Raw genomic sequence first — 26,496 nt, 5'->3', positions numbered from 1 at the left:
CTCAGAGCCTACGGCGGGATCCTGCGAGACGGCGGGCCGTCCACAGGCCCGACGGCGGCCCGTCAGTCCTCGGCGGGGATCAGCACGCGTTCGAAGACGGCGCGCTCCTCGTCGGAGACGGCCACGGGCCGCCCGGCCGCCGGGTCCACCTGCACGAACACGGCGTCGCACAGCACGCAGCGCCGCCCGTCCTGCCACAGCTCGTGGCGCAGCGTGAAGGACGTCCGGCCGATCCGCAGGATCCACACCCGCGCCGTCACCTCGGGCCCGGCGTAGACCACGGGCGCCTCGTACTGGACCTCCATGGACCGCACGACGCGCTGGACGTCCCCGGACGCCGTCGTCGTGGCCCACGCGGCCAGGGCGCGCACGCGCGCCTCCTCGGTGAGGGTGAGCAGGCGGGCGTTGTTGACGTGGCCGTAGCGGTCCTCGTCGGACCAGCGCAGCTGCAGCCCGACCTCGAACGGGGTCGGTGTGCCGGCGTCGGCGGGGGTCTCGGGGGTGGTCGGCTGAGTCACGGGGTGAACACCTTTCCTGGGTTGAGGATGCCGTGCGGGTCGAACACGGCCTTGATGCGCTGCTGGAGGTCGTGCTGGGCGTCGCCGAGCTCGTCCCGCAGGAACGCGCGCTTGAGCAGGCCCACGCCGTGTTCGCCGGTGAGCGTGCCGCCGAGTTCCAGGCCGGCGCGGAACAGCTCGCCGGCGGCCTCCCACACGTCCGCCGGGATCGACGCGGCGTCCTCGGCCGCGCCGCCCACCTGCGCCGCCGCGCCGAACAGCAGGATCGGGTGCAGGTTGCCGTCCCCGGCGTGGGCCGTGGTGGGGATGGCGACGCCGGTGCGTGCCTCGATCTCACGGATCCGCGCGAACATCTCGGCCATGCGGCTGCGCGGGACGGCCACGTCCTCCACGAGCGGGGTGCCGAGGCGCTCGAGCGCGGGGAACGCGGTGCGGCGCAGGGCCATGAGGGCCTCCCCCTCGGCGGGGTCCACGGTCACGGTGACGTCCCCGCCGTGGGCGCGCATGAGGGCGGCCATGGCCTCCCCGTCCGCCTCGGCGCCGGCGCCGTCGGCCTGCACCAGCAGGAACGCGCCGGACTCGGGCAGGGCGGCCCCGCGTTCGGGCCCCGCGTGCGCGCGCACCGCGGCGAGCGTCGCCTCGTCCATCAGCTCCATCAGGGCGGGCACGTGACCGGCCCCGGTGATCGCCTCGGCCGCGGCGGCGCCCGCGACGACGTCCGGGAAGAACCCGCCGAGCGTCACCGGCACGCCGCGCACGGCCGGCCGCAGCGCCAGCGTCGCGCCCACGATCACGCCGAGCGTGCCCTCCGAGCCGATCATCAGCGCGACCAGGTCGTAGCCGGTCACCCCCTTGACGGTGCGGTGGCCCAGCCGCAGCAGGGTGCCGTCCGCGAGCACCACGTCCAGGCCCAGCACCGCCTCGCGCGTCACGCCGTACTTGGCGCACAGCAGCCCGCCGGCGTTCATCGCGATGTTGCCGCCCACCGTGGAGATGTCCTTCGACGCGGGATCCGGGGCCCACCACAGCCCGTGCTCGGCGAGCGCGGCGTTCAGCGCCCCGTTGAGGATCCCCGGCTCGACGACGGCCACGCGGTCCGCGGGGGAGACCTCCAGGATCCGGTCCATCGCGGTCATGTCCAGGACGATCTCGCCCGCCCCCGCGACGGCGCCGCCGGCCAGCCCCGTGCCCGCTCCGCGGGTGACCAGCGGGGTGCGGGTCCCGTGCGCGATCCGGCACGCGGCCTGCACGTCCTCCACCGTCCGCGCGCGGACCACGGCCCGCGGCGCAGCCGGGGAGCGATGCCCCGAGCGGTCCGCCCGGGCGGCCTCGAGTGCGGCGACGGAGACGTCCACGCGGCCGGGCAGCTCCGCCTGCAGACGGGCGACGACGTCGGCGGGCGGGGCGTCCGCGGCAGGCGGGGCGGCGGGGGTCGGGTCGAGGGGCGCGGAGAAGTCCATGCCCACCAGTGTCGCCGATCACACGGGGTGGGGCGTGCGTCGGCCGGTCCGATGACGCGCCCGGCCCCGTCCCTAGACTGGCGGCCATGACCTCCCCGGACCCCGCGCCCCCGCGCCCCCGCGTCCACGTGCTCACCCTGCGCCCGGATGGAGCCCGTGAGGACACCGCCCGCCGCGTGGGCGCCGTCCTCGCCGAGGCCTTCGCCACGGACCCGTACACGCTCGGGCTCGTGCCCGAGGACCGGCGCGGGCCCCGCCTCGAGCGCAAGTTCACCGCCGCCGTGCGCCAGGGGCTGCGCGCGGGGGCCGACGGCGCCCCGCTGGGCGCCGTGGACGTCGCCGTGGACGCGGCCGACGGCACGCTGCTCGGCGCCGCCGTGTGGACCTCCCCCGCCGCCCCCGCGGGGTCGACGTGCCGGGCCTGCTGGCGGGGCTGCCCACCGCCGTCGCCGTCCACGGCCGCCACACCCTCGCCCTGAAGCGGATCCAGGCCGCCTGCGAGCGGGCCCGCCCGGCAGGCCGGCACTGGTACCTTGAGGAGGTCGGCACCGTCCCGTCCGCCCGCGGGCGCGGGGCGGCGAGTGCGCTGGTGCGCCACGGCCAGCGCCGCGCGTCGGGTCTGCCCGTGCACCTCGAGGCGTCCGTGCCCGCCACCGTCCCGTTCTATGAGCGGCTCGGCTTCCGTGCGACCGGCCACGTGCCCGTGCCCGGGGGCGAGCCCCTGACCTGCCTGCGCTGGGAGGCCTGAGATGAGACACCCGATCCCCGACTACCTGGCGAGCCTGGTCACCGAGCTCGGCGCCGTGAACCCGGGCGAGACGGCCCAGTACATCCCCGTGCTCGCGGAGGCGGACCCGGACCGCTTCGGCATCGCGTTGGCCACCCCCACCGGGCGGCTGCACTGCGCGGGCGACGCGGACGTGGAGTTCACCATCCAGTCCGCGTCCAAGCCGTTCACGTACGCGGCCGCGCTCGTGGACCGGGGCTTCGCCGCCGTGGACCGGCAGGTGGGGTTGAACCCCTCGGGCGAGGCCTTCAACGAGCTCTCCCTCGAGGCGGAGTCGCACCGCCCGGACAACGCCATGATCAACGCCGGCGCGCTCGCGGTGCACCAGCTGCTCGTGGGACCGGAGGCGAGCCGGAAGGAGCGGCTGGACCGGGCCGTGGAGATCATGTCCCTGCTCGCCGGGCGTCGGCTCTCGGTGGACTGGGAGACGTACGAGTCCGAGATGGCGGTCTCGGACCGCAACCTCTCCCTGGCGCACATGCTCCGCAGCTACGGGGTGCTGCAGGACTCCGCCGAGGAGATCGTGGCCGGGTATGTGGCGCAGTGCGCCGTGCTCGTCACCGCCAAGGACCTCGCTGTGATGGGCGCGTGTCTGGCGACCGGCGGCATCCACCCGATGACGGGAGAGCGGATGCTGCCGTACATCGTGGCGCGGCGCGTGGTGTCCGTGATGACCTCCTCCGGCATGTACGACGCCGCCGGGCAGTGGCTCGCCGACGTCGGGATCCCGGCCAAGTCCGGGGTGGCCGGCGGTGTGCTCGGCGCGCTGCCGGGCCGCGTGGGGATCGGCGTGTTCTCGCCGCGCCTGGACGAGGTGGGCAACTCGGCGCGCGGCGTGCTGGCGTGCCGCCGCCTCTCCGAGGACTTCCGGCTGCATCTCATGGACGGGGACAGCCTGGGCGGCACCGCCGTGCGCTTCGTGGAACGCGAGGGTGACCGCGTGTTCCTGCACCTGCAGGGCGTGATCCGGTTCGGCGGCGCCGAGGCGGTGCTGGACGCGCTCACGGACCTGCGCACCGGTGCGGAGAAGCCCGGCACCGGGTGGGACGCCGCCGTCTACCCGCGGTGGCAGGAGGCCGCGGCGGACAGCGCGGCGCTCTCGGCCGCGACCGGCGGCGGGGCGGTGCACGAGGCCGCCGCCGTGGCCGCCCGAGATGAGAACGACGGGCCCATCCGCACCGTGGTGCTCAACCTCACGCGGGTGGACCGGATCGACGACGTCGGCCGACGGCTGATCGCCGAGGGCGTGCGCCGGCTGCAGGCCGACGGCGTGCGGGTGGAGGTCGAGGATCCGGAGCGCATCCTGCCGCTGGAGGAGGCCGGCGCCCACTGAGGCGGCGGGGCGGGCAGGAGGGGGGGCGCGGCGGTGTTCTCCGTCTCGCCCCCTTTCGTTCAACTGCTGTTCATGTGAGAATGGGCGGTCTCATCCCTTGACCCCGCCGTTCGAGGACGACCCCCCATGCCCCTTTCCACCCTCCGCGTCAGCCTGCCCTCCGTCCGCCGCACCCGCCCCGCCCCGCAGGGGGTCCGTGAGCGGATCGCGCACGCCGTCGTGTCCCGGCTGCAGCCGCGTCCCGTGCCGCCGGTGGACCGTCGGAGCCGCCTGGCGTGGCAGGTCTCGGGGGCACTGCCGCTGATCGGGTGCCTGACCTCGTTCCCCATCGGGATGTCCAAGGACTCCATGGTGATCCCGGGCGTCGGCTATCAGGGCGGGTTCCCCGCGGGCTGGTCCCACGCCCTCAACCAGCCGGCGTACTTCACGTGGCTGTCCAACGCGCTGGTCGCGGGCACGTCGCTGACGCTGGCCGCGCGTCGTGAGGCGCCCACGTCGGACGCGTTCTGGGCCGTGCGCACCGCCGGACTCGGCTCGGTGATGGTCACGGGGATCGTCTACAACGCGGTGCTGCGCGGCCGCGAACAGGACACCTTCCTCTACCGGTTCAACGACGCGCTGCAGCACATCGTCAACCCCGTGCTCGCCCCGGCGGTGTGGGCGCTGTGCGACCCCCGCGGGCAGATCACGCCGCGGCGCGCCGGGCTGGCCTCGGTCATCCCGCTGATGTGGGCGGCGGCGACCATGGCGCGCGGGCCCCGCATCGACTGGTACCCGTACCCGTTCCTCGACGTGCCGCGGCTCGGCCGACGCAGCGTGGGCGTCGTGCTCGCCGGGATCCTGGCCGGCTTCACCGGGCTCATGGGTGTGCTCGGCACCGTGGACCGCCGCCTCGGCCTGGCCTGAGGGGCGGTCCCCGGCGCTGGCGGCGCGTCAGTCGCCGCGGACGGCCTCGGCCACGGGCACGTCGCCGTCCACGAAGTCGATCTTGCGGCCCACCGTGCCCGGCTCGTTGAGCACGGCCACGATCGCCCGGGCGACGTTGCCGCGGCTGGCCTCACGCTGCGAGGCGTCGGAGTCGGACAGGTCCGGGTCCACGGTGATGCGGCCGGACGCCTCCTCCTCGGTCAGGGCGCCGGGGCCGAGGATGGTCCAGGCCAGCCCGGAGTCCCGCAGTGCCTCGTCCGCCTCTGCCTTGGCCTGCGCGTACGTGTAGAAGGGGTCGTCCTCGGGCACGTCGTGGTGCAGGGACGCGCCGAGGTAGGACACCATCACGTAGCGCCGCACACCCGCGGCCTCGGCGGCGCGCATGCTGGCGACGGCGGCGTCGTGGTCCACGGCCCGGGTGCGCTGGGCGTCCCCGCCGCCGGCGCCCGCGGAGAACACGACGTTGTCCGCGTCGCGCAGCGCGTGGAGCAGCTCCTCCTGATCCGCCTTCTCGATGTCCAGGACGAGCGGTTCGGCGCCGGCGGCGCGGACGTCCTCGGCGTGGTCGGGGTTGCGGATGAGGGAGACGACGTCGTGGCCGGCCTCCGCCAGCAGGGGTGCGGCGAGCAGGGCCACTTTGCCGTGGCCGCCGATGATCACGGTGCGGGTCATGGGGATCTCTCCTTCGGTTCGATCGGGTGCTGGACTTCCACAGTAGGGAGAGCCCGCCGCCGGTGCGAGGGTGGAGCGGCGCGCGACCGCCACCCCACTCCTCAGCTCTCCGCCTGACCCTCCCGCCAGTAGCCCATGAAGGAGACGTGCTTCTTCGGCACGCCGCCGGGGCCCACGCTGAGCCGGCGCAGGGCGCGCACCATCGCGGACTCCCCGGCGAGGAACACGTAGGCCTCGGGCCGTTCGTCGGCCTCGAGGGCGGCGACGGTCCACTCGCGCTCGACGGAGGCCGCGGGCGGCGCGACCGGCCCGCCGGCGTCGTCGGGGTCCACGCCCAGCAGGGCGGCGAGGCGGGCGTGCGCCCAGGACCCCGACGGCGCCCCCGGCGCCCGGCGGCCCACGTGCAGGCGCACGCGGCCCCGGTCCGCCAGCTCCGTCACGGCCCGCCAGTCCCACGGCTCGGGGACGGCTAGGCGCTCGGCGATGAGGTCGGCGGCCTGACCGTCGTGGGGCAGCTCGAGCACGAGGTCCGCCTCGCCGTCGAACCCGCCGAACGGGTCCGCGAGCTCCTCCGCCACGGACACCAGGGCGGGGACGGCGGTCTCGTCGCCCACGGCCAGCACACGGCGCGCCCTCGTCTGCCGCCACCCGGACCACGCCGGCGCCTCCGCCGAGGGCACCAGCACGTTCACCGCGTCCCCCGCCTGGACGGCGCGCGCCCAGCGCAGGCCCGGCCCCTGATGCGGGTCGGCGGGGTCGTCCGGGTCGCCGTGCAGCACCACGTCCACGGTCAGCGAGGGCACCTGCCGCCCGTCGAGCCGCACGAGCCCGGCCGAGCGCACCGTGTACGTGCGCATCCAACCGCGCTCCTCCTCGGGGATGGCCAGGAACCCGGCGCGGAACCCGGCGGACAGGTCCGGGTCCGCCGACGTCCCGCCCGGCGGGGGGATCAGCAGCTTCACATAGGAGTCCCGGCGCGGCCGCGCGCCCCGGTACAGGGCGTGCAGGTCGGCGACGCCGGGCGGCAGCAGTCCCAGCAGGTCCCCGCTGGCGGCCTCCAGGTCCGGGCCCGCCAGCACGATCCGCCGGAACCCGCGGCACGGCTGCTCCACGGACACCACGCGCGTGTGCGCCACGATCATGCCGTCGGCGCTCATCGGCGGTCCCCGGCCCCGCGCGGCAGCACCACGGGGTGGCCCAGCAGCGGGTCGGCCACCACGTCCGCGTCCAGGCCGAACACCTCGGCCAGCACCTCCGGCACGATCACCTCGCCCGGCGTGCCCTGCGCCACGACCCGGCCCGCGGCCATCGCCACGATGTGGTCCGCGCTGCGCGCCGCCAGGTTCAGCTCGTGCAGCACCGCGACGACGGTCGCCCGGCCCCCGCCGCGCGGGTCCGGGAGGGCGCGCACCAGGTCGAGCACCTCCACCTGATGGCTGAGGTCGAGGTAGCTCGTGGGCTCGTCGAGGAGCACCACCGGGGTCTGCTGGGCGAGCACGAGGGCGAGCCACGCCCGCTGCCGCTGCCCGCCGGAGAGCGTGCCGGCCTCGCGCTCGGCGAGCTCCACGAGGTCGGTGCGCTCGAGCGCCGAGGCGATCGCGGCGTCGTCGCCGGCGGCCCGGCCGCCCAGGAGCCCGCGGTGCGGGTGACGGCCGCGCGCCACGAGCTGCGCCACCGTCATGCCCTCGGGCGCCACGGGATGCTGGGGCAGCAGCGCCACGGTGCGGGCGTAGTCGCGCGCGGACACGCGGGCGGCGTCCCGGCCGAGCACCTCCATGCTCCCGGCGCGCGGGGCGAGCTGGCGGGTCAGGCCGCGCAGCAGCGTGGACTTGCCGCAGCCGTTGGCGCCGATGATCGCGGTGACGCGCCCGGCGGGCACGTCCAGGTCGAGGTCCTCGACGATCGGCGGTGCCGAGACCGGGCCGTAGCCGAGCGTCAGGCCGCGCAGGCGGATCGCGACGTCGTCGGCGGCCCCGGCACGCGGTGCGGCGGGGGACGGGACGGTGAGCGGGGGAGCGGTCATGCGGAGCGCACGCCTCCTGGGGTCCGGCCCTGGCGCAGCAGCAGCCAGAGCATGAGCGGGGCGCCGGCGGCGCCGGTGAGCACACCGGTGGGCAGGGCGGCGCCGGTGAGCAGGGGGACGGCCTCGCCGGCCACGAGGTCCGCGAGCAGCACGAGCGCGGCGCCCGTGAGCGCCGCCGCCGGCAGGGAGGGCAGGCCACGGGTGAGCCCGCGCGCCACCGGGGTGGCCAGCAGCGCCACGAACGCCAGCGGTCCCACGACGGCGGTCGCCACGGCGGCCAGCACCGCGCCGAGCCCCAGCGCCGCGGCCGAGGTGGGGCGCGGTCGGGCGCCGAGGGCGTGCGCGAGGTCCGGGCCGACGTCGGCGGGGGCCAGCCGCGCGTGCAGCACCCCCGCCAGCGGCAGGGCGGCCACGAGCACGCCCGCGAGCAGCGCGATGCGCCCCCACGTGACGCCGTTGAGCGAGCCGGCGATCCAGACGGTGGCCGACTGCAGGTCGTGCTGGGCCAGCGAGAGCATGGCCCCGGCCACCACGGCATGGCCCGCCGCCGCCACCGCGATGCCGGCCACGACGAACCGTTCGCCGCCCACCGAGCGGGCCGTGGCGAACACGGCGACCACCGCCGCGAGGCCGCCGATCAGTGCCGTGGCGGCGCGCATCAGGTCCGATCCGCCGCCGGTCTGCCCGGCGGTCGCCAGCATCCCCAGCACGACCGTCGCCGCGGCGCCCTGGGTGACGCCCAGGATGTCCGGAGAGGCCAGGGGGTTGCGCAGGGTGCGCCGGTAGAGCGCGCCGGCCGCGCCCAGGGCGGCGCCGGTGAGCACCGCGGCCACGGCGCGGGGCAGCTTCTCCTCCAGCACGATGAAGCTCGCTCCCGGGATCGTCTCCCCGGCCAGGATCCGCACGAGGTCCGGGACGGTCACCTGGTACGTGCCCCACACCACGCGCAGCAGGGCGAGGACCAGCACGGCCACGGCGAGGCCCGTGCAGGCCCCTCCGAGGCGGCGCCGGTCGGAGCGGCGCAGGCGGGCGACGACGTCGTCCGAGGCGGTGCGCTGGACGCTCATGCGGCCACCCCCGGGCGGCGCAGCAGCGCCAGCAGCACGGGCACGCCGAGCAGGACGGTGGTCACCCCGAGGTGGATCTCCCCGGGCGCCACGACGAGCCGCCCGGCGAGGTCCGCGAGGATCACGAGGACGGCGCCCCACAGGGCGCAGCCGACCATCAGGGCCCGCGTGCTCGGCGGCCGCAGACGGCGCAGCGCGTGGGGCACGAGCAGCCCCACGAACCCGACCGGCCCGGCCAGCGCCACCGCCGCGGCCGTGAGCAGCACGACCGCGCCCAGCAGCACCGCGCGCACCCGCTCCGGGCGCCCGCCCAGGCCGTGCGCGAGGTCGTCGCCGAGGGCGAGGGCGTCGAGCCCGGGGGCCACGGCGACGGCGGCGAGCAGCCCGACGGCGATCACGGGCGCCAGGGCGAGCGCCTCGCCGAGGTCGGCGCGGGCCACCGTGCCCACGGCCCAGAACCGCAGTCGGTCCTGGACCGTGGGGGAGAGCACGAGCAGCGCCGTGGTGCCGGCGGTGGCGCCGGCGGTGATCGCGGCGCCGGCCAGCACGAGCGCCATGGGGGAGGGGGCGCCGGGCGTCCGGCCCCTCCGCGTGGCGGCCGCCGCCACCGCGTAGCCGAGCGCCGCCGCGACCAGCGTCCCGACGGCGGCCAGCGCCAGCACCCCGAACGTGGAGCCGGCGACGCCGAGCGCCATGCCCGCCGCCACGGCCAGCCCCGCGCCGGCGGAGAGCCCGAGCAGCCCCGGGTCACCGAGCGGGTTGCGGGTGGCCCCCTGCAGGGCCGCGCCGGCCACGGCCAGCGCCGCCCCCACCAGCGCCCCCGTCACCACGCGGGGCACGCGGGAGGCCACGGCCGCCGCCTCGATGCCCTCCGGCACGGGGTGCCCGGTGAGGACCGCGCCCAGGGTGTCGAGCGCCGTCGTCGCCGGCACGGTGCGCGCGCCGAGGGCGACGCCGGCCACGAGCGCCGCCAGCAGCAGCGCCGCGGGCAGGGCGCCCATCAGCACGCCCGCGCGGACGCGGGCCGGGGAGGCCAGGGCCGTGGACGGCATGGGGAGGGATCAGCCCTGCGCGGTCTTCGCGGCCTCGGCGATCGGCGGGACGACCTTCTCGAGCGCGAACGGGATGGACAGCGGGGAGATCGCGGAGACGGAGAGGACCTCCTGCTCGTCCGTCTGCAGGACGAGGGCGCCGGCCTTCACGGCCGGGATCGAGCCCAGCAGGGGGTCGGACTCGATGGCCTCGCGGACCGAGTCCTGGGCGGCCCAGGAGACGAACACGTCCGACTCCAGCTCGTCCGCGCGCTCGGGCGACCACGTGAAGAAGAACGCCTGGTCCTCCGGGGAGTTCTCCGTCACCACCGGCGCCTGCTCCATGCCGAGCAGCTCGAGGAACTTCGGGCGGTTGTCCACGTCCGTGTAGATGCTGATCTGGTCCGCGGCGGCGGGGTCGATGGTGCCGTAGACGAAGGACGCGCCCTGGAGGCCCGCGTGCTTCTCGCCGGCGTCCTTGATCTGCTGCTCGAGGTCCGCGATGAGCTCCTCCGCCTCCTGCTCCTTGCCGAGCACGCGGCCGATGACCTCCGTGGACTGCTGCCACGAGGTGCCGTAGGCGGGGACGTCCTTCGGGTAGGCCACGGTGGGGGCGATCTTCGAGAGGCGGTCGTAGTCCTCCTGCGTGATGCCGGAGTAGACGGCGAGGATGACGTCCGGCTTCACGGCGGCGATCGCCTCGGCGTCGATGCCGGAGGCCTCGGACCACTGCACGGGCTTCTGGGCGCCCTCGGTCTCGGCGAGCTTCGCGTCGAACCAGTCGGTGGACTTCTCCGCGTTCCCGCCGAACTCCACGGCGGCCATGCCCACCGGCACCACCCCGAGGGCGAGGGCCACGTCCTGGTTCACCCAGGACACGGTGGCCACGCGGGCCGGGCGCTGCGGGATCTCGGTGGTGCCGTAGACGTGCTCGATGCTGCGCGGGAACGCGGCGTCCCCGCCCGCGGCGTCTGACGACGACGCACCGGCCGACGAGGACGAGGCCGAGCCTCCGGCCGGGCCGGTGGAGCACGCGGCGAGCAGGAGGGTGAGCCCGACTCCCCCGCTGGCGAGGAGGGAGCGGCGGGACAGGGGGGACGGTGCCATGGTGGTGGCCTTTCACGGTCGCGACGCGCGGGCGCCGGGCGGAGGGGGTCGGGTCTGCGGTCGGAGGATGCGTCGGCCCTGCCGGGCCGGTATTAGCAAACACCGACGTGAGGTAACTCTGGAAGATTAGGGCAACCTAACTCCCCTGTGCAATCCCGGTGAGGGGCGTCGTCGGGGGAGGTGGGCGGGATACGGTGGCCTGGTGAGCCAGAACCCCCTCCCCGCCCCGCGCGGCGACGCGCAGCGCGGCGCCGCCGACCACCACGACCGGGTCTCCGCGATGTTCGACGCCATCGCCGGCCGCTACGACCTGATGAACGCCGTCATGACATGGGGTCAGGAGCCGCGCCTGGTGCGCCGCACGGTGGCGCGGGCCAACATCCCCGCGCAGGCCCGCGTGCTCGACCTGGCCACCGGCACCGGGGACCTCGCGTTCGAGGTGCTCAAGCAGCACCCCGACGCGCAGGTGGTGGGCGCCGACATCGCCGCCGAGATGATGGAGGTCGGCCGTGCCCGCGCGGGCGGGGACCGCATCGAGTGGGTCGTCGCGGACGCCACGGACCTGCCGTTCGAGGCCGGCTCGTTCGACGCCGTGACCCACGGCTACCTGCTGCGCAACGTCGCGGACATCCCGGCGACCCTCGCCGAGCAGTTCCGTGTGCTGCGCCCGGGCGGCTGGGTCGCGGCCCTCGAGACGTCGCCGGCGCCGGACAACGTGCTCAAGCCCTTCTCCTCCTTCTACATCCACCGGGTGATGCCACAGCTGGCGAAGCTGATCGCCGACCGGCCGGAGGCCTACGCGTACCTGTCCTCCTCGACGAAGGCGTTCCACACGCCGGACGAGGTCGCGGACCTCTTCGCCGAGGCCGGCTTCGTGAACATCGGGCACGAGACCCACATGTTCGGCACCCTGGCCACGCACTGGGCCATGAAGCCGGTCGACTGACGCGGGCCACGCGGCGCGGCGTCAGCACAGGGCGGCCCCGGTGGCGCCGCCGGATGCGTCAGGGCTGTGACGAGTCACGCTGATGTCCGCAATCCGAGAAGACTCTGGGCCGACCCGGCTGATCCGCGTAGCATGGGGCTCCGTCGAGGGGGGATCCGCGCACCCCCCGGCCTCCGGTCGCCGCCCGTCCGCCATCCCCCGGAACGGCGTCGCCCCTCCGTCGCGAGGCGCTCGTCCCCCGCAGCCCGCGACGTCCGCGTGGGCACCGTGAACCGTCTCTTGAACGTAGAGGAACCTTGTGAGCCCCATCCAGAGCACCACCGGCCCGTCATCCATGGCGGAGCTGAAGAAGGTCCTGCCCGAGCTCTCGCACCCGGACGGCGCGCCGGTGCGGGTGCTCGTCGTGGACGACGAGCCGATGATCGCCGACCTGCTCTCCATGGGCTTCACCCTCTGCGGCTGGGAGGTGATCGTGGCCCACGACGGCGCGACCGCCGCCGAGCTGGGCACCGCCGGCCGTCCGGACCTGGCGATCCTGGACGTCATGCTGCCGGACATGGACGGCCTGGACGTCCTGGAGCGCCTGCGCGCCCACTGGTCGGAGATGCCCGCCATGTTCCTCACCGCCAAGGACGCGACGGAGGACCGCGTGGCGGGCCTGGCCGCCGGCGGCGACGACTACGTGACCAAGCCCTTCTCCATGGAGGAGGTGCTGATCCGCGCCCACCGGCTCGTGCAGCGCTCCGGCGTGGTCTCGGGCGGCTCCGAGGTGCTCGTGGTCGGCGACCTGGTGATGAACACCCGCACCCACGAGGTGACCCGCGGCGGCGACGAGATCGAACTGACCGCCACGCAGTACAACCTGCTGAAGTTCCTCATGGCCAACGTCCGCACGGTGCTCTCCAAGGAGCGCATCCTGCAGGACGTCTGGGGCTACGACTTCGGCGGCCGCGCGAACATCGTCGAGCTGTACATCTCCTACCTGCGGAAGAAGATCGACGCGGACCGGGATCCGATGATCCACACCATCCGCGGCGCCGGGTATGTCATCCGGCCTGCCTGAGACCGCCGCGGTCCCGTCGGGGCACGGCAGCACCCGCCGCACGCAACCCACGTCGCTGGCCCGACGCATCGGCGCCGGCGTCCTTCTGATCCTGGTGGCCACCATCCTGGCCTACTCGTTCTTCGCGGCCGGCATCACGAAGGCCCTGCTGGCCGAATCCGCCTCCCGGGACGCCTCCGAAGCGTGGATCCGCGCCTCGGAGCAGCTGACGGCCCCCTCGCCGGGCGGAGGGGGCGACGCCCGCCCCGGGGAGGGGTACCTGCGCGCGCCGGGCACCCTCGGCCAGCCCGAGGGCACGGTGGTCGCGCTCGTCCCGCTCTCCGGTCTGGAGGCGCATCAGCAGGACGCCCTCACCGGGCACCGGGTCGGTGACACCGGGGAGTCCGTGCCGCTCACGGCGCAGGAGGCCCACGACCTCCTCCACGCCGTCCGGGACAGGCCGGGCGGGCCGATGCTGGACGCCGTCGTCGGCGACGTCTCCTATCGCGTCCAGGCCCAGACCCTGACCGCGCCGGGCCCCTGGGTGGCCGCGGACCAGGTACTCGTGGTGGGGGCGCCGACGGGCGCCATGTCCGACGTCGCACGGCAGGCGCTGCTCGCGGTCGCCGTCGGACTGTCCGTCACCGTCCTCACCACCGCGATCCTGGTGACCCTGTGGCTGCGTCGGGGACTGGCCCCGCTGCGCGAGGTCGCCGCCGTCGCCGAGCGGGTCGCCCAGGTGGAGATGGCCCGCGCCGGGCTCGATCCGGAGGACTCACGCATGCCGCCTCGGCTCCTGCAAGGGCCGGACGAGGTGGCTGTCGTCGCCCAGGCGCTCGAACGGTTCACCGGCTCGGTCGAGGCGGCCCTGGAGCAGCGACGCGTGCAGGAGCAGCAGATGCGCCGGTTCATGGCGGACGCCTCCCACGAGCTGCGCACGCCGCTCGCCTCGGTGCGCGGCTACGCCGAGATGATCGCGATGACGGAGGAGCTCTCCGCGACCGGCCGGCGGTCGCTCGGCCGGGTGCTGTTCCAGGCCGACCGGATGGCGGCCCTCGTGGACGACATGCTCCTGCTCGAACGGCTCGAGTCCGTCTCGCGCGGCCGGGCCATGGGTCTGGAGCCCTCCGAGGAGGTGGCGCTGGCCGAACAGGTGGACCTGTCCGAGGTGGTCCTCGAGGGCGTGATGGACGCCCGCGCTGCGTGGCCGGACCACACGTGGGTGGTGGACCTGCCCGAGGGGGCGGAGCCGGGCACCCAGCGGTCCGTCACCGGCGACCGGTCGCAGCTGGCCCGCGTGGTCGGCAACCTGCTCTCCAACGCGGCCAAGCACACCCCCGTCGGGACCACCGTCACGGCCTCCGTGCGGGAGGACCGGCCCCGGCCCGGCCTCATGCTCGTCAGCGTCCACGACGACGGCGGCGGCATCCCGGCCGACCGACACGCCACCCTCTTCCACCGCTTCGTCCGCGGCCCCGGGAAGGGCCGGTCGAGCGCCCCGGGCACGGAGCCGTCCACAGGTCTGGGGCTGGCCATCGTGCGCTCGATCGCGCGCAGCCACGGCGGGGACGTGACCGTGGCGTCCGAGGACGGGTGGACGCGTTTCGACGTCGTCGTGCCCTGCACCCCGGGGCGCGCCGGGCCGGGGGCTGCGGGCTCCTGCTGCGGCTCCGCCCGGGCCGGCCGGCCCTGACCCCGGGACGGCAACCGTTGACGTACCCCCACCCCCCTGTATGTACGGTGCCTGTGTATGACCGAAAGGGTCGTCCGGGACTTCCGGCCGATCCACCCCGACGCCGGTCGGCGAAGGCCGCCGGTGAGAGGAGCACGAACATGACTGACATCCGCCGAACCGCCACTGCCCTGACCCTCGCCGCCGCCGTCGTCACCGGCCTCGGTGCCCCCGCCGCCGTCGCGCAGACCACGGCCCCGGCCACCGAGGCCGCCACGACGGCACCGGCCTCCGAGTCGCCCGCCCCCCAGGAGGAGGAGAAGGACGACAACGGCAACTGGGGCCTGTGGGGCCTGGCCGGCCTGCTGGGCCTGGCGGGCCTGGCCGGCCGCCGCAAGCGTGAGGTGCACGCCGAGCCCGTGCGCCGCGACCACCACGTGGGCGGCGCGCACCGCGACCATGACGTGCACCGCGTGGACGACCGCGCCGGCGACGTGCGCGCCGAGGGCGCGGACACCCGCCGCCCGGGCACCGGCGACGCCCGCTGACCCGACCCCGGCCGCCCCGAGCGGCCCGTGACCGCGACCCCCGCCCCTCCGGCGGGGGTCGCGGCGCGTCCGGGGCGGGTCTCGAATGCGCCCGTCAGTCCGCGGTGTCCCCCGCCGAGGGCGCGGCGCGCAGCACCGCGTCCGTGAGGCGGTCCAGGGCCGCGGTCCCGGCCGTCCAGCGCTGCCAGTACAGGTGCACGTCGGCTGCGCCGAGGGCCGGGATCGGCTCGAGGTCGGGGTGCCGGCCCTCGAGCACGCCCGGCGGGATCTGCACCGAGGGGAGCATGCCCCAGCCCAGCCCGAGCTCCACCGCCCGCAGATACGCGTGCACGGACGGCACGAGGTGGGTCGGCGGGTCGGCCACGGGCCGGCCGCGGGTGACGCGGCGCAGCACCGTGTGCTGCAGGCCGTCGCGGGGGCCGTAGTCCACGATCGGCAGCGTGCCGAAGTCGACCCGGCCCCGCGCGTCGCGGTGCAGCTCCAGCAGGAAGGACGCGCACACCGCGTGATAGCGCATCGTGCCCAGCGGGGTGGAGGTGCACCCGGCCACGGGCGTGGGGTCGTCCGTCACGGCCGCCACGACCGCGCCCTCCCGCAGCAGGACGGCGGTGTGCTCCTGGTCCTCGGACTGCATCTGCAGGACGACGTCGTCCCACGTCGCCGCCTCGCGCAGCACGGGCTCCCACCACGTGTCGAGGGAATCCGCGTTGAGGGCCACGCGCAGCGGCACGCGGCCGCCATCGCCCCGGCCGAGCGCGGCGAGCGCCTCGTCCTCGAGTGCGAGGGTCTGCCGGGCGAGACGGAGCATGCGCTCTCCGGCCGCGGTCGGCCGGACGGGGACGGTGCGGGCCAGGAGCACCTGGCCCACCTGCCGCTCCAGGGCCTTGATCCGCTGCGAGAAGGCCGAGCCGGAGATCCGCAGGGAGTCCGCGGCGGCGTCGAAGGTGCCGTGGTCGACGGCCGCGACGAGGGCGCGCAGGTGGTCGGAGTTCATGCGGTCCAGGGTAGGGGTGGCCATGAAGGATGTCTTCAGATCCTGAAGAAAATCGCGATGGCACGGACGTGGGGCGACTCCTATCCTCGCTCGGTGACCATCTTCGCCACCGGATTCCTGACCTACCTCGCCCTCATCGTCGCCATCGGCGCGCAGACCCTGTTCCTGCTGCGCCAGATCGTCCGACGCGACCGCGTGTGGACCGTCCTGACCGTGTGCTTCGTGGCCGATGTGGCGCTGCTCGTGCTCGGCGCCGGCGGCGTGGGCGTGGTGGCCGAACGCTGGCCGTGGCTCGTGCCCGCGCTGACCGTGGCCGGCGTGGTCTACCTCCTCGCGTTCGCCGTGGGCGCGCTGCGCTCCGCCTGGCGCGGGGACCGGACCCTCACGACCGCGGCCGCGGACGCCGCGGGGACCGGGCACGGGCCCGACCGCATCGACCTCGCGGTCCTCACCGGCGAGCTGCCCCTGATCGACCCGGCGACCGGCCGCCTGGCCGAGCGCGAGCCGGCCGGGGCCGGCGTCGGGCAGCACGACGACGGCGCGCCCGGCGTGGGCGCTCCCTCGGGCGGCGGGTCGGTGGCGGCGCGGCAGCGCGTGCAGCCGCGCCGCGTGGCGCTGGACCGCCCGCAGACGCCGCTGCCGCGGATCATCCTGCTGGCGCTGTCCGTCTCCCTGGTGAACCCGCACGCCATCCTCGACACGGTGGTGATGATGGGCACCTTCGCGCAGACGTTCGGGGCGGCGAAGTGGACGTACGTGGGCGGCGCGGTGGCGGCCTCGCTCGTGTGGTTCACCGCGCTCGGCTGGGGCGGCACGAAGCTCGCCCCGTCCATGGACTCGGCGCGGACGTGGCGGATCGTGGACGCCGTGGTGGGCGTGCTCATGCTGGGAATCGCCGTGAAGGTGGGGCTCACGCTCCTCTGAGCCGCCCGGGGAGGATGATGGGGGCATGAGTCCTTCCCCCTCCGACTCCTCCCGCACGCCGACCGTCGCGGCCGGGGAGGTCATCCGCGTCTCCGCCGTCGTGCTGGCCCGCCCGGACCGCCGCGTGCTGACCGTCCGCAAGGCCGGCACCGCCATGTTCATGTTCCCCGGCGGCAAGCACGTGCCCGGCGAGGCCCCCGTGGACACCGCCGTCCGCGAGGTGGCCGAGGAGACCGGGCTGCGCCTGCGCCCGGACGAGCTGACCCGCCTCGGCGCGTGGGACACCGCCGCCGCCAACGAGCCCGGCGCCGCCCTGCACTCGGAGGTGTTCGCGCTGTGGCGGCCCGTCGCCCGGCACGAGGTCCCCGAGCCGACGGACGAGATCGTCGAGCTGCACTGGATGGACCCCGCCGCCCCGGCCGCACCGGGCGGGCACGGCGTGGCCCCGCTGCTGCACCCCGTGCTGGCCGCCGTCGCGGCAGCGCCCCCGTTCTGACCTCCAGGCGGGCCGACCGGCCCGCGCTGATGTCCGCACCGGCCACTAGCCTGGCCCGGTGACGTCGCTGCTCCGCATCCTGCGCTTCGCGCCCCAGCTCCACCGCCTCTACCTCGGCATCGCCGTCAGCTCCGTGCTGGCCGCGGTGCTGGCCCTGGCCACCCCGTTCCTGATCGGTGCGGCCACGGACCGGATCGTCGCCGCCGTCGCGGGGGAGACCGACGTGGCCGAGGCCGTCACCGCGGTGACCTGGCTGGCGGTCGCGTTCCTCGCCGTCGAGGTGGCGACCACCCTGGTGGTGAGCGTGGGCGGCTACTGGGGCGACGTGATGGCCGCGCGCATGCGCACCATTCTCTCCACGCGGTACTTCGAGCAGCTGCTGCACCTGCCCCAGCGGTACTTCGACACCGCGATCACCGGGCGGGTCGTCAACCGGTTGAACCGCACCATCAACGAGATCACCCAGTTTCTGCAGTTCTTCGCGAACAACGCGTTCACCATGCTCGTCACCACCGCCGCGATGCTCGTGATCACGGCGTTCTACTGGTGGCCGCTGGCGATCCTGCTGGCCGTCGTCTTCCCCGTGTACATGTGGCTCACCGCGCGGACGTCCGCGAAGTGGCAGGTGTGGGAGGGGGAGAAGAACACGGAGGTGGACGTCGCCTCGGGGCGGTTCGCCGAGGTGGTCTCCCAGATGTCCGTGGTGCGGGCCTACAACCGGCAGGACCACGAGCTCACCGGGTTCCGCGACCGGTTCCTGCGGACCGTGGAGATCACCCGGCAGCAGTCCCGGTTCTGGCACGGCATGGACGCCGGGCGCCGGCTCGCCCTGAACGTGGCCTTCGGCGCGATGTACCTGATCGTGTTCGTCCGCACCGCGCAGGGCCTGTTCTCCGTGGGCGACATGGTGATCCTCCTGCAGCTGATGAACATGGCCCGGCAGCCGATCTTCTCCATGAGCTTCCTCGTGGACTCCGCCCAGCGCGCCGTCGCCGGGTCGAAGGACTACTTCGAGGTGCTCGCCGAGGAGCGCGAGCGGGCCGGCGGGGCGGCGCTCGCGGCGGCGAGCGCGAGTGCGGAGTCGGCGGGTGCGGACGCACCGCGCGTGCCGGCGGAGCCGCGGGCCGACGTCGTGCCGGGTGCGCCGGACGTCCCCGCGGACGTGCCGGCCGTGCGCTTCGACGAGGTCTCCTTCGCCTACGACGCCGACGCCTCCCGCCCCGTGCTGGACCGCGTGTCCTTCGACATCCCGCGGGGTGCCAGGGTGGCGCTCGTGGGCGAGTCGGGCGGCGGGAAGTCGACCATCGCGCACCTGCTGCTGGGGCTGTACCCGGTGACGAGCGGACGCATCGAGGTGTTCGGACAGGACGTCGCCGGGCTGGACCTGGCCGTGCTGCGCGGGCGGATCGCCACCGTGTTCCAGGAGCCGAGCCTGTTCTCCGGGACGGTGCGCGAGAACATCGCCTACGCGGACCCCGACGCCTCCGACGAGCGCGTCCGGGCCGCCGCCGAGGCCGCGTACGCGCACCGGTTCGTGGAGGCGTTCGACGACGGCTACGAGCAGGTGATCGGCGAGCGCGGGCTGCGGCTGTCCGGCGGGCAGAAGCAGCGGATCGCGGTGGCGCGGGCCGTGCTGAAGGACGCGCCGATCCTCGTGCTGGACGAGGCCACCTCCGCGCTGGACACGAAGTCCGAACGGCTCGTGCAGGCGGCCCTCGAGGAGCTGATGGTGGGGCGGTCGAGCCTGATCGTGGCGCACCGGCTGAGCACGATCGCGTCCGTGGACCGGATCGTCACGCTGCGCGGCGGGCAGGTGCAGGAGATCGGGACCCCGGCCGAGCTGGCCGAGTCCGGCGGGATCTACGCGCAGCTGCTCGAGCTGCAGAGGGCCGGCACCCAGGAGGCCCGGAAGATGCTGAAGGAGTACGGGCTGAGCGGGTGATCCCGGAATCTTCTGCGGATCCGACCCTTCCGAGCGCTGCGCGGCGGCCCAGAAGGGTCAGATGTGCAACGGATTCCCAGCGCGCGGCAGGACGTCCACGACGACGTCGGCCCGACGCCTCCGCAGGGCCTGTGGACAACCGGGCCCGCCGACGTCGGGAGCGAGCAGGATCGGGGCCATGCGCGTGCCCGGACCCTTCCCCGCCCACCTCCAGGACGCCCCGTTCACGCGGGCGCAGGCGCTGGCCGCCGGGGTGTCCGGGTCGCGGCTGCGCAGCCGGGACGTCGAACGCGTCGCGCACGGCCACTACCGCTGGATCGGCCCCGTCACCGGGGCGACGCCGCCCGCGCGTCCCCTCGCCACCGAGCTGTCCCGGCTGCAGGACCTGGCGGCGATGCGTCCCGACGTCGTGGTGACCGGAGAGTCCGTGGCCCGGCTGCTGGGCTGGCCCCTCCCGGACGACGTGAAGGCCCGGGTGCGTCCTACCGTCCTGCGGTCCCGCACCCGCCGGGTGCTGCGGGAGCCCGGCGTGCGCACCCGGCTCGTGGACCTAGACCGCGTCCTCGTGCGGAGGGACCGGCTGCACGGGCTGCGATGGACCTCGCACGCCGACACCTGGTTCCACCTGGCCACCGTCCTGGACCGAGACGCGCTCGTGGCGGTCGGAGATCGGCTGGCACGGGAGGACGAACGGCGGGGGAAGGTCGCGCTGGCCACCCGCCGGGAGCTCGGCGCCGCGCTCGAGCGGCACACCGGCGAGGCCGGGATCGTGCGGGCGCGGGAGGCGCTCGCGCTCGTGCGCACCGGTTCCGACTCCCCGGCCGAGACCGAACTGCGCCTGGCGCTGATGGCCGCGGGGCTGCCCGAGCCGGACCTGCAGATCGAGCTCTGGGACCCGGACTACTCGCTGTGGCACCCCGCCAGCGCGGACCTCGGCTACCGGCGGTGGCGGATCGCGATCCACTACGAGGGCAAGACCCACGACGGCGCCGCGCAGGTCGGCAAGGACACCCGCCGGGACGCGGTGTTCCTGCGTCAGGGCTGGCTCAACATCCGGGTGGCGGGGACGGACCGGTGGCGGGGATTCGTCGAGACGGCGGGGCTGGTGCGGGCCGCGATCGCGGAGCGTGGCGGTCTCGACGCCGGTGGCGCGGAGGATCGTCTGCGGAACTGACCCTTCTGGGGCGGGAGCGGACGTCCAGAAGGGTCAGGGGCGCAGAAGATTCCGGAAGGCCGACGACGGCGCCGCGTCACGCGACGACGCACCGCGGCCCCGCTCTTACCATGACGGGATGACCGCACCGGATCCCGCCCCCACCGACGCCCGCCGCGCGGAAGACCGCTCCGCGCGCATCGCCGTCACCGTCTTCCCGCTGCTGGTGCTCGCCGCCGCGCTCGTGGGCTTCCTCGCCCCGACCGCCGCGAAGACGCTGCTGCCCCAGGTGAACCTGTTCCTCGGGATCATCATGTTCGGCATGGGCCTGACGCTGACCCTTCCGGACTTCGGCCTCGTCGCCCGCCGGCCGCTGCCCGTGCTGCTGGGCGTGGTGGCGCAGTACGCGATCATGCCGCTGCTGGGGCTCGGCGTCGCCGTCGTGCTCCAGCTGCCGCCCGAGCTCGCGGCGGGCGTGATCCTCGTGGGCTCGACCCCGGGCGGCACGTCCTCGAACGTGGTCAGCTATCTCGCCCGCGCCGACACAGCCCTCTCCGTGGCCATGACCTCCGTGTCCACGCTCCTGGCTCCGCTACTCACGCCGCTGCTCACCCTGTGGCTGGCCGGCCAGTACATGGCCGTCGACGGCGGCGCCATGGCCAAGTCCATCGTGAACATCGTGCTCCTGCCGGTCCTGGGCGGACTCGTCGTGCGCCTGCTGCTGCGCCGCGTCGTCGACCGCGTGCTGCCCGCCCTGCCGTGGGTCTCGGTGGTGTTCATCGCGCTGGTGGTGGCCGCCGTCGTCGGCAACAGCGCCTCCCGCGTGCTGTCGGCGGGCCTGCTGGTGTTCGCAGCGGTGGTGCTGCACAACGGGCTCGGCTACCTGCTCGGCTACGGCGCGGCGAAGCTGTTCCGGCTGCCCACGCCCGTGGCGCGCACGGTCTCGATCGAGGTCGGCATGCAGAACTCGGGCCTGGCCGCGGGCCTCGCCGCGCAGTACATCTCGCCGGCGGCGGCCCTGCCGGGCGCCGTGTTCTCGATCTGGCATAACCTCTCCGGGGCCGTGCTCGCGATGGCCTACCGCCGTTCCGACGGCCGCAGGGCCGCGGGCGCCCCCGGCTCGGCCCCGGCGAATCGTCTGCGGAACTGACCCCTCCGAGGCGGGATCGGACCCCCAGAAGGGTCAGTTCTGCAGACGATTCCGGACGGTCGACGACGACGCCGGCCGCCGGGCAGCGCGCGAGTGAGGGCCGTGGCGCGGCCCGCTCACACCGCGGCCCGCCCGCTCACACCGCGGCCAGGCCCGCTCACACCGCGGCCAGGCCCGCTCACACCGCGGCCAGGCCCGCTCACACCGCGGCCAGGCCCGCCACGGGGCTCAGCCGGGCCGCCCGACGCGCGGGCAGCAGCGACGCCGCCAGGCCGGCCAGCGCCGCCACGGCCACCACCAGCACGAGCTCGAGCCACGGCACGGCCGGGCGCACCGCGGTCCCGGCGCCCGCGGTCGCGGAGAGGTCGGCGAGGACCAGCTGCGCCCCCGCCCAGCCGTAGAACACCCCGAGGGCGCAGCCCAGCACGGCGGCCACGGTGGCGATCAGCACGGCCTCGATCGCGATCGCCCCGCGCAGTCCGCCTCGCGTCAGGCCGAGGGCCCGCAGCAGCGCGTTCTCGCGCGTCCGCTCGATCACGGACAGGCTCAGCGTGTTCGCCACGCCGATCAGCGCGATCAGCACGGACACCGCCAGCAGCGCCACCACGATCCCGAGCATCGCGTCGATGATTCGGGCGTAGAGCGCGCGCTCGCCGGCCCCGCCGTCGATCACGGCCGCCCCGGCGCCCGCGGCCCGGGTCACGTCCTCGCTCAGGCCCTGCAGGCGGTCGACGGGGACACCGGGGTCGAGCGCGACGAGCAGCTGGCCCGGCACGGCGGCGTCCGCGGCCCCGTCCCACCCGGCCTCGCGCAGCGGCTCGGCCGCCACGTACACGCCGGAGCTCAGCGAGCCCGCGCGCACCGGGACGAACGTCCGCTCGGCCCCCGCCACCTCCGCGCGGACCGGATCCGCCTCGACCCAGTCGGGCACGAGCGCCGTGCCGGGGTCGCCGAGGCCGGTCACGCCCTCGGGCAGGCGCGCGACGACGGCGCGCAGGTCCGCGGCCGGCGTCGCCAGCACAGGGGACCCGTTCTCCGTGGCGCCTACCGGGGTGGCCAGGGCCACCGCCTGCACGTCCTCCGTCGCGGCGACGGCCTCGGCCGCACGGGCCGGGTCCGCGTCGGCGGGCAGCTGCACCACCAGGTCCACCGGATAGGCGGTGTCCAGGGCGAGGGCCGTCTGCTCCTGGGCGGTGCGCCCGCCGGTGAGGAACAGCGCCACGAGGGTGGTGCCCACGAGCAGGGCCGCGGCGGTGGCGGCGGTCCGGGACCGATGGCGCACCGCGTTCAGCCCGGCCAGACGACCGGGGACGCCGGCCGGACGGGCCAGCACCGCCGCCCCCCGCACCGCGGCGGGCACGAACAGCCGCGCCAGCAGCAGCACGCCCACGAAGGACAGCGCGCCGCCGCCGATCGCCGAGACCGGCTCCCGCGTGGACACGCCCCCCAGCATGAGCGCGGTGCCGCCGACGGCCAGCACCAGCCCGATCGCCGTGCGGACCCGGCCGCCGCGCGATGCGGCGGTCACCTCGTCCTTGGGCCTCAGGGCCTCGAGCGGGGCGACGCGCGTCGCGGCCACCGCGGGGGCCAGCGCGGCCAGGACCGTCACCGCCACGCCCACGGCCACCGACACGGCGAGCCCTGCCGGGTGCAACCCGAACGTGAGGAACGGCAGGTCCAGCATCGCGCGGGCGGCCGCGGCCACGCCGGCCACGATCGCCACGGCGAGACCGGCGCCCAGCACGGAGCCCACCACGCCCACGACGGCGGCCTCGGTCAGCACGGAGGCCCGCACCTGGGCCGTCGTCGAGCCGATGGTGCGCAGCAGCGCGAGGTCACGGGTGCGCTGGGCCACGAGCACCTGGAAGGTGTTCGCGATGACGAGCGCGGTCACCAGCAGGGCCAGCGCCGCGAAGCCGCCGAGCACCCAGCCCAGCAGGTCGGTGCCGCCGCTCAGCTGCGTCACCGCCGAGCGCACGGCCTCGTCCGGGGTCGCGACGTCGACGTCCACCCCGGCCGCGGTGGCCTCGGCGCGGGCGGCCGCGGCGACGGCGGGGATGTCCGCCCCGTCGGCCAGGCGCAGCAGCAGGTGGGGGGTGAACCCGGCCTCCCCGTCCTGGCCCTGCACCGCGGTCAGCGCCGCGGGTGAGGCCCACACCTGTGCCTGCCCGGAGAGCATCGGGTCGGGGGAGGGCTGGGTCAGGCCCGTCACCACGGCGTCCACCGGCGTGGTGGCCGGGGCGGGCCCGGACTCGCTCGCCAGCGTGACGACGTCGCCCACGGTCACTCCGTGCCGGTCCGCGGTCTGCGCGTCGAGGGTGACGCCGCGGGCGTCGTCGGCGGCGGGCAGGGCGCCGGCGGTCACGGTCAGGCCTGCCAGGGCCGGGTCGCGGGGCAGGGGCATCACCGTGGTGCCGAACTCGGCGTCCGCGGCGCGGGCCGTCGCCCACGCCATCCGTAGGGCGTACGCCTCCTCGACGCCGTCCAGGCGGGCCAGCGGGCCGGGCTCGGCGGAGGTGCCGGCGAGGTCGGACACGTCCTCGGACCCGCCCGGCAGGACCACGAGGTCGGCGCCGGCGTAGGTGCTGCCGAGCGTGGCGCGCAGGGTGGCCTGCGCCGTCGAGGAGACGAGGAAGGAGGCCGCGAGGAACAGGGTGCCGATCAGGATGGCCAGCACCAGGGAGACATAGCGGCGCGGCTGGGTGCGCAGCTGGGAGCGGGCGACGGTCCACATGATCAGCGCACCCCGCCCTCGGCCGGGGCGGACAGGGCGGTCAGGGCCGCGGTGACGGACTCGACCGTGGGGTCCACGAGCTCGCCGGCCAGCCGGCCGTCCGCGAGCAGCACGACGCGGTCGGCGGCGGAGGCGGCCACGGGGTCGTGGGTGACCATGATGACGGTCTGGCCCATCTCCCGCGCGGACCGGCGCAGCAGGCCGAGCACCTCGGCGGAGGTGGCGGTGTCCAGGTTGCCGGTGGGCTCGTCCCCGAACACGACGTCCGGTCGGGTGAGCAGGGCACGGGCGACGGCGACGCGCTGCTGCTGACCGCCCGAGAGCTCGTGCGGGCGGTGGCCCAGCCGGTCCGCGAGGCCCAGGGTGCGGGTGATCTCGTCCAGCCACGCGCGGTCCGGGGTGCGGCCGGCCAGCTCTAGCGGCAGCACGATGTTCTGCTCGGCCGTGAGCGTGGGCACGAGGTTGAAGGCCTGGAACACGAAGCCCACGCGGTCGCGGCGCAGGCGGGTCAGGGCGGTGTCGTCCAGCCCGGTGATCTCGGTGCCGCCGATCCGCACGGAGCCCGAGGTCGGCGCGTCCAGCCCGGCCAGGCAGTGCATGAGCGTCGACTTGCCCGAGCCCGAGGGCCCCATGATCGCGGTGAACGCGCCCGAGGCGAAGTCCACGTCCACCCCGCGCAGGGCGTGCACCTGCGCGTCACCGCGCCCGTAGGCGCGGGTGAGGCCGCGGGCGCAGACGGCGGGCGCCGTCGTCGTGGTGGCGGACGACGACGGCGTGCCCGGCCCCGGCGTGACGGGGCCGGGGGTCGTGGAGGAGGCGGGGTGCGAGGTGCGTGGGGTGTCCATGGAACCCACTCTTCCGTGCGGACGCGGCGGGGCGGATCGGAGGAGGGGACCACCTCCGCGGGCGGCGGGTCATGCCCGGGGATGAGGCGGGCCGGCGAGGCGGGGACCCGAGGGCGTCAGGTCCCCGCCGCCGGGCGGAGCGGGGCAGGGTGGGATGATGGGGACATGAGAGCCGACGCCCGCGCCAACCGCCAGGACCTGCTGGCGGCTGCCGGCCGTCTCATCGCCACCCAGGGGGCGGCGATGTCCCTGCGCGGGGTGGCGCAGGAGGCCGGGGTCGGCGTGGGGACGCTGTACCGGCGCTTCCCCACGCGTCGGGATCTGCTGGACGCCGTGCTCGAGGACGTCGTGGCCCGCACCGGGGGGATCCTGCAGGCCTTCCTCGACGGGGCGGTCGGGGACGGGCACGACGGCGGGACCGAGGCGCGGTGGCGGCGGCTCGCCGAGGACCTGGGGGCCGTGAACCTGGCCTCGCTCGCGGCGGCCCGGGACGACTTCGACCCCGCCGACCGGCCGCCCGAGGCCCTCATCGCCGAGGCCGAGCGTGTGATCCTCGAGCTCGCGGACCAGGTGGTGGCCGAGGCGCGGCGGGCCGGGCTCGTGGGCCCGGACGTGACCGGGGCGGACTACCTGTTCGGCCTGCTCATGGTCACCCGGTCGCCGGAGTGCGCGCTGCCGGGCCACGGCCCGGACCAGCAAACCTGGCTGCTGGGCACGTACCTGCGCGGCCTGCGGCCCTGAGGGCGCGGCACGGTCAGTCGCCGGAGGCGTCGTCCTCCAGGACGGGGCGGGCGGTGGCCCACGCGACGGCGCCGGCGAACAGGCCGGCGCCCGCGGTGAGCGCCAGGCGGAGCAGCCCCTCGACCCCCGTGAACAGGCTCAGGCCCAGCATCACGACGGCGGCCGTCACCAGCGCGACGAAGAAGGCCACGCATTCGCTGTCCCGCTGCGCCTGCTCGGCGGTTGGGTCGGAGCCGCGGGACGTCGTCGGGGTGGGGTGGTCCAGGATGCTGCCGGTCATGGTGCCTCTCCTCCAGTGCGCGTCGGGCCGGGGGCGGCCGTCGGCGTGTGCACCCCGGCGGCGGACCCGCTGCGGGGCCTGCGTCCAGCATCGGGGAGCGGGTG

General features: G+C 75.5%; 26 protein-coding genes. 14 read left to right on the top strand and 12 right to left on the bottom strand.

What is annotated here, in order from left to right:
* Nucleotides 1–62: 62 nt before the first annotated feature.
* Complete coding sequence (locus tag DE149_RS07565) at nucleotides 63–518, bottom strand: thioesterase family protein (protein WP_113914255.1); 456 nt, start codon at nucleotides 516–518, stop codon at nucleotides 63–65.
* Nucleotides 515–1,978 carry an FAD-binding oxidoreductase gene (locus tag DE149_RS07560; protein WP_370446028.1) on the bottom strand — a complete coding sequence of 488 codons (1,464 nt, stop codon included), beginning with the start codon at nucleotides 1,976–1,978 and terminating at the stop codon, nucleotides 515–517. The genes DE149_RS07565 and DE149_RS07560 overlap by 4 nt, the downstream gene beginning before the upstream one ends.
* 86 nt (nucleotides 1,979–2,064) lie before the next feature.
* On the opposite strand from DE149_RS07560, the gene DE149_RS11835 reads away from it, so the two are divergent.
* The 4 genes from DE149_RS11835 to DE149_RS07545 all read left to right on the top strand — a co-directional run bounded on the left by DE149_RS11835 (nucleotide 2,065) and on the right by DE149_RS07545 (nucleotide 5,004).
* A complete protein-coding gene (locus DE149_RS11835; protein ID WP_233490723.1) occupies nucleotides 2,065–2,457 on the top strand; it encodes a hypothetical protein in 393 nt (130 codons plus the stop codon).
* On the top strand, nucleotides 2,391–2,726 hold the full coding sequence (locus tag DE149_RS11830; RefSeq protein ID WP_233490722.1) for a GNAT family N-acetyltransferase: 336 nt from the start codon (nucleotides 2,391–2,393) through the stop codon (nucleotides 2,724–2,726). Before DE149_RS11835 ends, DE149_RS11830 begins: the two co-directional genes overlap by 67 nt.
* A gap of 1 nt (nucleotide 2,727) precedes the next feature.
* Entirely contained in the window at nucleotides 2,728–4,098 is a 1,371-nt protein-coding gene (glsA, locus tag DE149_RS07550) for a glutaminase A (protein ID WP_101965886.1), read from the top strand.
* Between the two features lie 126 nt (nucleotides 4,099–4,224).
* On the top strand, nucleotides 4,225–5,004 hold the full coding sequence (locus DE149_RS07545) for a Pr6Pr family membrane protein (RefSeq protein ID WP_049146999.1): 780 nt from the start codon (nucleotides 4,225–4,227) through the stop codon (nucleotides 5,002–5,004).
* 27 nt (nucleotides 5,005–5,031) lie between these two features.
* Here DE149_RS07545 and DE149_RS07540 read toward each other — a convergent pair whose 3' ends face one another.
* From DE149_RS07540 to DE149_RS07515, 6 genes are all read right to left on the bottom strand, one after another.
* The gene (locus tag DE149_RS07540) at nucleotides 5,032–5,697 is read right to left on the bottom strand and encodes an SDR family oxidoreductase (protein ID WP_102708656.1); all 666 of its coding nucleotides are present in this window, start codon (nucleotides 5,695–5,697) and stop codon (nucleotides 5,032–5,034) included.
* Nucleotides 5,698–5,798: 101 nt separating this feature from the next.
* Nucleotides 5,799–6,854, bottom strand: a complete 1,056-nt coding sequence (locus DE149_RS07535) for a siderophore-interacting protein (RefSeq protein ID WP_063189394.1) — start codon at nucleotides 6,852–6,854, stop codon at nucleotides 5,799–5,801.
* Nucleotides 6,851–7,720: an ABC transporter ATP-binding protein gene (locus DE149_RS07530; RefSeq protein ID WP_102708655.1), complete on the bottom strand. Its 870-nt coding sequence runs from the start codon at nucleotides 7,718–7,720 to the stop codon at nucleotides 6,851–6,853. The genes DE149_RS07535 and DE149_RS07530 overlap by 4 nt, the downstream gene beginning before the upstream one ends.
* The gene (locus DE149_RS07525) at nucleotides 7,717–8,787 is read right to left on the bottom strand and encodes an iron chelate uptake ABC transporter family permease subunit (RefSeq protein WP_102708654.1); all 1,071 of its coding nucleotides are present in this window, start codon (nucleotides 8,785–8,787) and stop codon (nucleotides 7,717–7,719) included. The genes DE149_RS07530 and DE149_RS07525 overlap by 4 nt, the downstream gene beginning before the upstream one ends.
* Complete coding sequence (locus tag DE149_RS07520) at nucleotides 8,784–9,839, bottom strand: iron ABC transporter permease (protein WP_113914254.1); 1,056 nt, start codon at nucleotides 9,837–9,839, stop codon at nucleotides 8,784–8,786. Before DE149_RS07520 ends, DE149_RS07525 begins: the two co-directional genes overlap by 4 nt.
* A gap of 9 nt (nucleotides 9,840–9,848) precedes the next feature.
* Nucleotides 9,849–10,925, bottom strand: a complete 1,077-nt coding sequence (locus DE149_RS07515) for an iron-siderophore ABC transporter substrate-binding protein (RefSeq protein WP_102708653.1) — start codon at nucleotides 10,923–10,925, stop codon at nucleotides 9,849–9,851.
* Nucleotides 10,926–11,127: 202 nt separating this feature from the next.
* Between DE149_RS07515 and DE149_RS07510 the strand changes: the two genes are divergently transcribed.
* The 4 genes from DE149_RS07510 (at nucleotide 11,128) to DE149_RS07495 (ending at nucleotide 15,133) form a co-directional block, all read left to right on the top strand.
* Nucleotides 11,128–11,871, top strand: coding sequence for a ubiquinone/menaquinone biosynthesis methyltransferase (locus DE149_RS07510; RefSeq protein WP_036314489.1), 744 nt, complete (start codon nucleotides 11,128–11,130; stop codon nucleotides 11,869–11,871).
* Between the two features lie 334 nt (nucleotides 11,872–12,205).
* Complete coding sequence (locus tag DE149_RS07505; RefSeq protein WP_060974070.1) at nucleotides 12,206–12,934, top strand: response regulator transcription factor; 729 nt, start codon at nucleotides 12,206–12,208, stop codon at nucleotides 12,932–12,934.
* A gap of 94 nt (nucleotides 12,935–13,028) precedes the next feature.
* Nucleotides 13,029–14,606, top strand: coding sequence for a cell wall metabolism sensor histidine kinase WalK (locus DE149_RS07500; protein ID WP_233490721.1), 1,578 nt, complete (start codon nucleotides 13,029–13,031; stop codon nucleotides 14,604–14,606).
* 140 nt (nucleotides 14,607–14,746) lie between these two features.
* Nucleotides 14,747–15,133, top strand: coding sequence for a WGxxGxxG family protein (locus tag DE149_RS07495; RefSeq protein ID WP_036314487.1), 387 nt, complete (start codon nucleotides 14,747–14,749; stop codon nucleotides 15,131–15,133).
* 94 nt (nucleotides 15,134–15,227) lie between these two features.
* On the opposite strand, the gene DE149_RS07490 is transcribed toward DE149_RS07495, so the two are convergent.
* Nucleotides 15,228–16,151 (bottom strand): ArgP/LysG family DNA-binding transcriptional regulator, encoded by a 924-nt coding sequence (locus tag DE149_RS07490; RefSeq protein ID WP_113914253.1) that lies wholly within the window; start codon nucleotides 16,149–16,151, stop codon nucleotides 15,228–15,230.
* A 69-nt stretch (nucleotides 16,152–16,220) separates the two neighbouring features.
* On the opposite strand from DE149_RS07490, the gene DE149_RS07485 reads away from it, so the two are divergent.
* From DE149_RS07485 to DE149_RS07465, 5 genes are all read left to right on the top strand, one after another.
* Nucleotides 16,221–17,051, top strand: coding sequence for a LysE/ArgO family amino acid transporter (locus DE149_RS07485; protein ID WP_223247484.1), 831 nt, complete (start codon nucleotides 16,221–16,223; stop codon nucleotides 17,049–17,051).
* A 25-nt stretch (nucleotides 17,052–17,076) separates the two neighbouring features.
* Entirely contained in the window at nucleotides 17,077–17,547 is a 471-nt protein-coding gene (locus DE149_RS07480; protein WP_036314485.1) for an NUDIX domain-containing protein, read from the top strand.
* Between the two features lie 58 nt (nucleotides 17,548–17,605).
* Complete coding sequence (locus DE149_RS07475; RefSeq protein WP_036314483.1) at nucleotides 17,606–19,489, top strand: ABC transporter ATP-binding protein; 1,884 nt, start codon at nucleotides 17,606–17,608, stop codon at nucleotides 19,487–19,489.
* Nucleotides 19,490–19,667: 178 nt separating this feature from the next.
* Nucleotides 19,668–20,663 carry a hypothetical protein gene (locus DE149_RS07470; RefSeq protein ID WP_036314481.1) on the top strand — a complete coding sequence of 332 codons (996 nt, stop codon included), beginning with the start codon at nucleotides 19,668–19,670 and terminating at the stop codon, nucleotides 20,661–20,663.
* A 118-nt stretch (nucleotides 20,664–20,781) separates the two neighbouring features.
* Entirely contained in the window at nucleotides 20,782–21,792 is a 1,011-nt protein-coding gene (locus tag DE149_RS07465) for a bile acid:sodium symporter family protein (protein ID WP_036314479.1), read from the top strand.
* Nucleotides 21,793–21,991: 199 nt separating this feature from the next.
* Here DE149_RS07465 and DE149_RS07460 read toward each other — a convergent pair whose 3' ends face one another.
* The gene (locus tag DE149_RS07460; RefSeq protein WP_233490720.1) at nucleotides 21,992–24,526 is read right to left on the bottom strand and encodes an FtsX-like permease family protein; all 2,535 of its coding nucleotides are present in this window, start codon (nucleotides 24,524–24,526) and stop codon (nucleotides 21,992–21,994) included.
* Nucleotides 24,527–24,528: 2 nt separating this feature from the next.
* Nucleotides 24,529–25,371 (bottom strand): ABC transporter ATP-binding protein, encoded by an 843-nt coding sequence (locus DE149_RS07455; protein WP_113914252.1) that lies wholly within the window; start codon nucleotides 25,369–25,371, stop codon nucleotides 24,529–24,531.
* A 165-nt stretch (nucleotides 25,372–25,536) separates the two neighbouring features.
* On the opposite strand from DE149_RS07455, the gene DE149_RS07450 reads away from it, so the two are divergent.
* Nucleotides 25,537–26,112: a TetR/AcrR family transcriptional regulator gene (locus tag DE149_RS07450; RefSeq protein ID WP_113914251.1), complete on the top strand. Its 576-nt coding sequence runs from the start codon at nucleotides 25,537–25,539 to the stop codon at nucleotides 26,110–26,112.
* Nucleotides 26,113–26,125: 13 nt separating this feature from the next.
* Here the strand turns inward: DE149_RS07450 and DE149_RS07445 are convergent, their stop codons facing one another.
* The gene (locus tag DE149_RS07445; RefSeq protein WP_113914250.1) at nucleotides 26,126–26,392 is read right to left on the bottom strand and encodes a hypothetical protein; all 267 of its coding nucleotides are present in this window, start codon (nucleotides 26,390–26,392) and stop codon (nucleotides 26,126–26,128) included.
* Nucleotides 26,393–26,496: the final 104 nt, after the last annotated feature.

Source organism: Micrococcus sp. KT16, from assembly GCF_003315015.1.
Taxonomy (GTDB): Bacteria; Actinomycetota; Actinomycetes; order Actinomycetales; family Micrococcaceae; genus Micrococcus; species Micrococcus luteus.
This window is presented reverse-complemented; position numbering and strand designations above follow the sequence as displayed.

Coding starts and splice junctions, on each gene's coding strand:
- DE149_RS07560 (WP_370446028.1), bottom strand. CDS start 1,978: ATGGACTTCTCCGCGCCCCTCGACCCGACCCCCGCCGCCCCGCCTGCC.
- DE149_RS11835 (WP_233490723.1), top strand. CDS start 2,065: ATGACCTCCCCGGACCCCGCGCCCCCGCGCCCCCGCGTCCACGTGCTC.
- glsA (WP_101965886.1), top strand. CDS start 2,728: ATGAGACACCCGATCCCCGACTACCTGGCGAGCCTGGTCACCGAGCTC.
- DE149_RS07545 (WP_049146999.1), top strand. CDS start 4,225: ATGCCCCTTTCCACCCTCCGCGTCAGCCTGCCCTCCGTCCGCCGCACC.
- DE149_RS07540 (WP_102708656.1), bottom strand. CDS start 5,697: ATGACCCGCACCGTGATCATCGGCGGCCACGGCAAAGTGGCCCTGCTC.
- DE149_RS07535 (WP_063189394.1), bottom strand. CDS start 6,854: ATGAGCGCCGACGGCATGATCGTGGCGCACACGCGCGTGGTGTCCGTG.
- DE149_RS07530 (WP_102708655.1), bottom strand. CDS start 7,720: ATGACCGCTCCCCCGCTCACCGTCCCGTCCCCCGCCGCACCGCGTGCC.
- DE149_RS07525 (WP_102708654.1), bottom strand. CDS start 8,787: ATGAGCGTCCAGCGCACCGCCTCGGACGACGTCGTCGCCCGCCTGCGC.
- DE149_RS07520 (WP_113914254.1), bottom strand. CDS start 9,839: ATGCCGTCCACGGCCCTGGCCTCCCCGGCCCGCGTCCGCGCGGGCGTG.
- DE149_RS07515 (WP_102708653.1), bottom strand. CDS start 10,925: ATGGCACCGTCCCCCCTGTCCCGCCGCTCCCTCCTCGCCAGCGGGGGA.
- DE149_RS07505 (WP_060974070.1), top strand. CDS start 12,206: ATGGCGGAGCTGAAGAAGGTCCTGCCCGAGCTCTCGCACCCGGACGGC.
- DE149_RS07495 (WP_036314487.1), top strand. CDS start 14,747: ATGACTGACATCCGCCGAACCGCCACTGCCCTGACCCTCGCCGCCGCC.
- DE149_RS07490 (WP_113914253.1), bottom strand. CDS start 16,151: ATGGCCACCCCTACCCTGGACCGCATGAACTCCGACCACCTGCGCGCC.
- DE149_RS07480 (WP_036314485.1), top strand. CDS start 17,077: ATGAGTCCTTCCCCCTCCGACTCCTCCCGCACGCCGACCGTCGCGGCC.
- DE149_RS07470 (WP_036314481.1), top strand. CDS start 19,668: ATGCGCGTGCCCGGACCCTTCCCCGCCCACCTCCAGGACGCCCCGTTC.
- DE149_RS07465 (WP_036314479.1), top strand. CDS start 20,782: ATGACCGCACCGGATCCCGCCCCCACCGACGCCCGCCGCGCGGAAGAC.
- DE149_RS07460 (WP_233490720.1), bottom strand. CDS start 24,526: ATGTGGACCGTCGCCCGCTCCCAGCTGCGCACCCAGCCGCGCCGCTAT.
- DE149_RS07455 (WP_113914252.1), bottom strand. CDS start 25,371: ATGGACACCCCACGCACCTCGCACCCCGCCTCCTCCACGACCCCCGGC.
- DE149_RS07450 (WP_113914251.1), top strand. CDS start 25,537: ATGAGAGCCGACGCCCGCGCCAACCGCCAGGACCTGCTGGCGGCTGCC.
- DE149_RS07445 (WP_113914250.1), bottom strand. CDS start 26,392: ATGACCGGCAGCATCCTGGACCACCCCACCCCGACGACGTCCCGCGGC.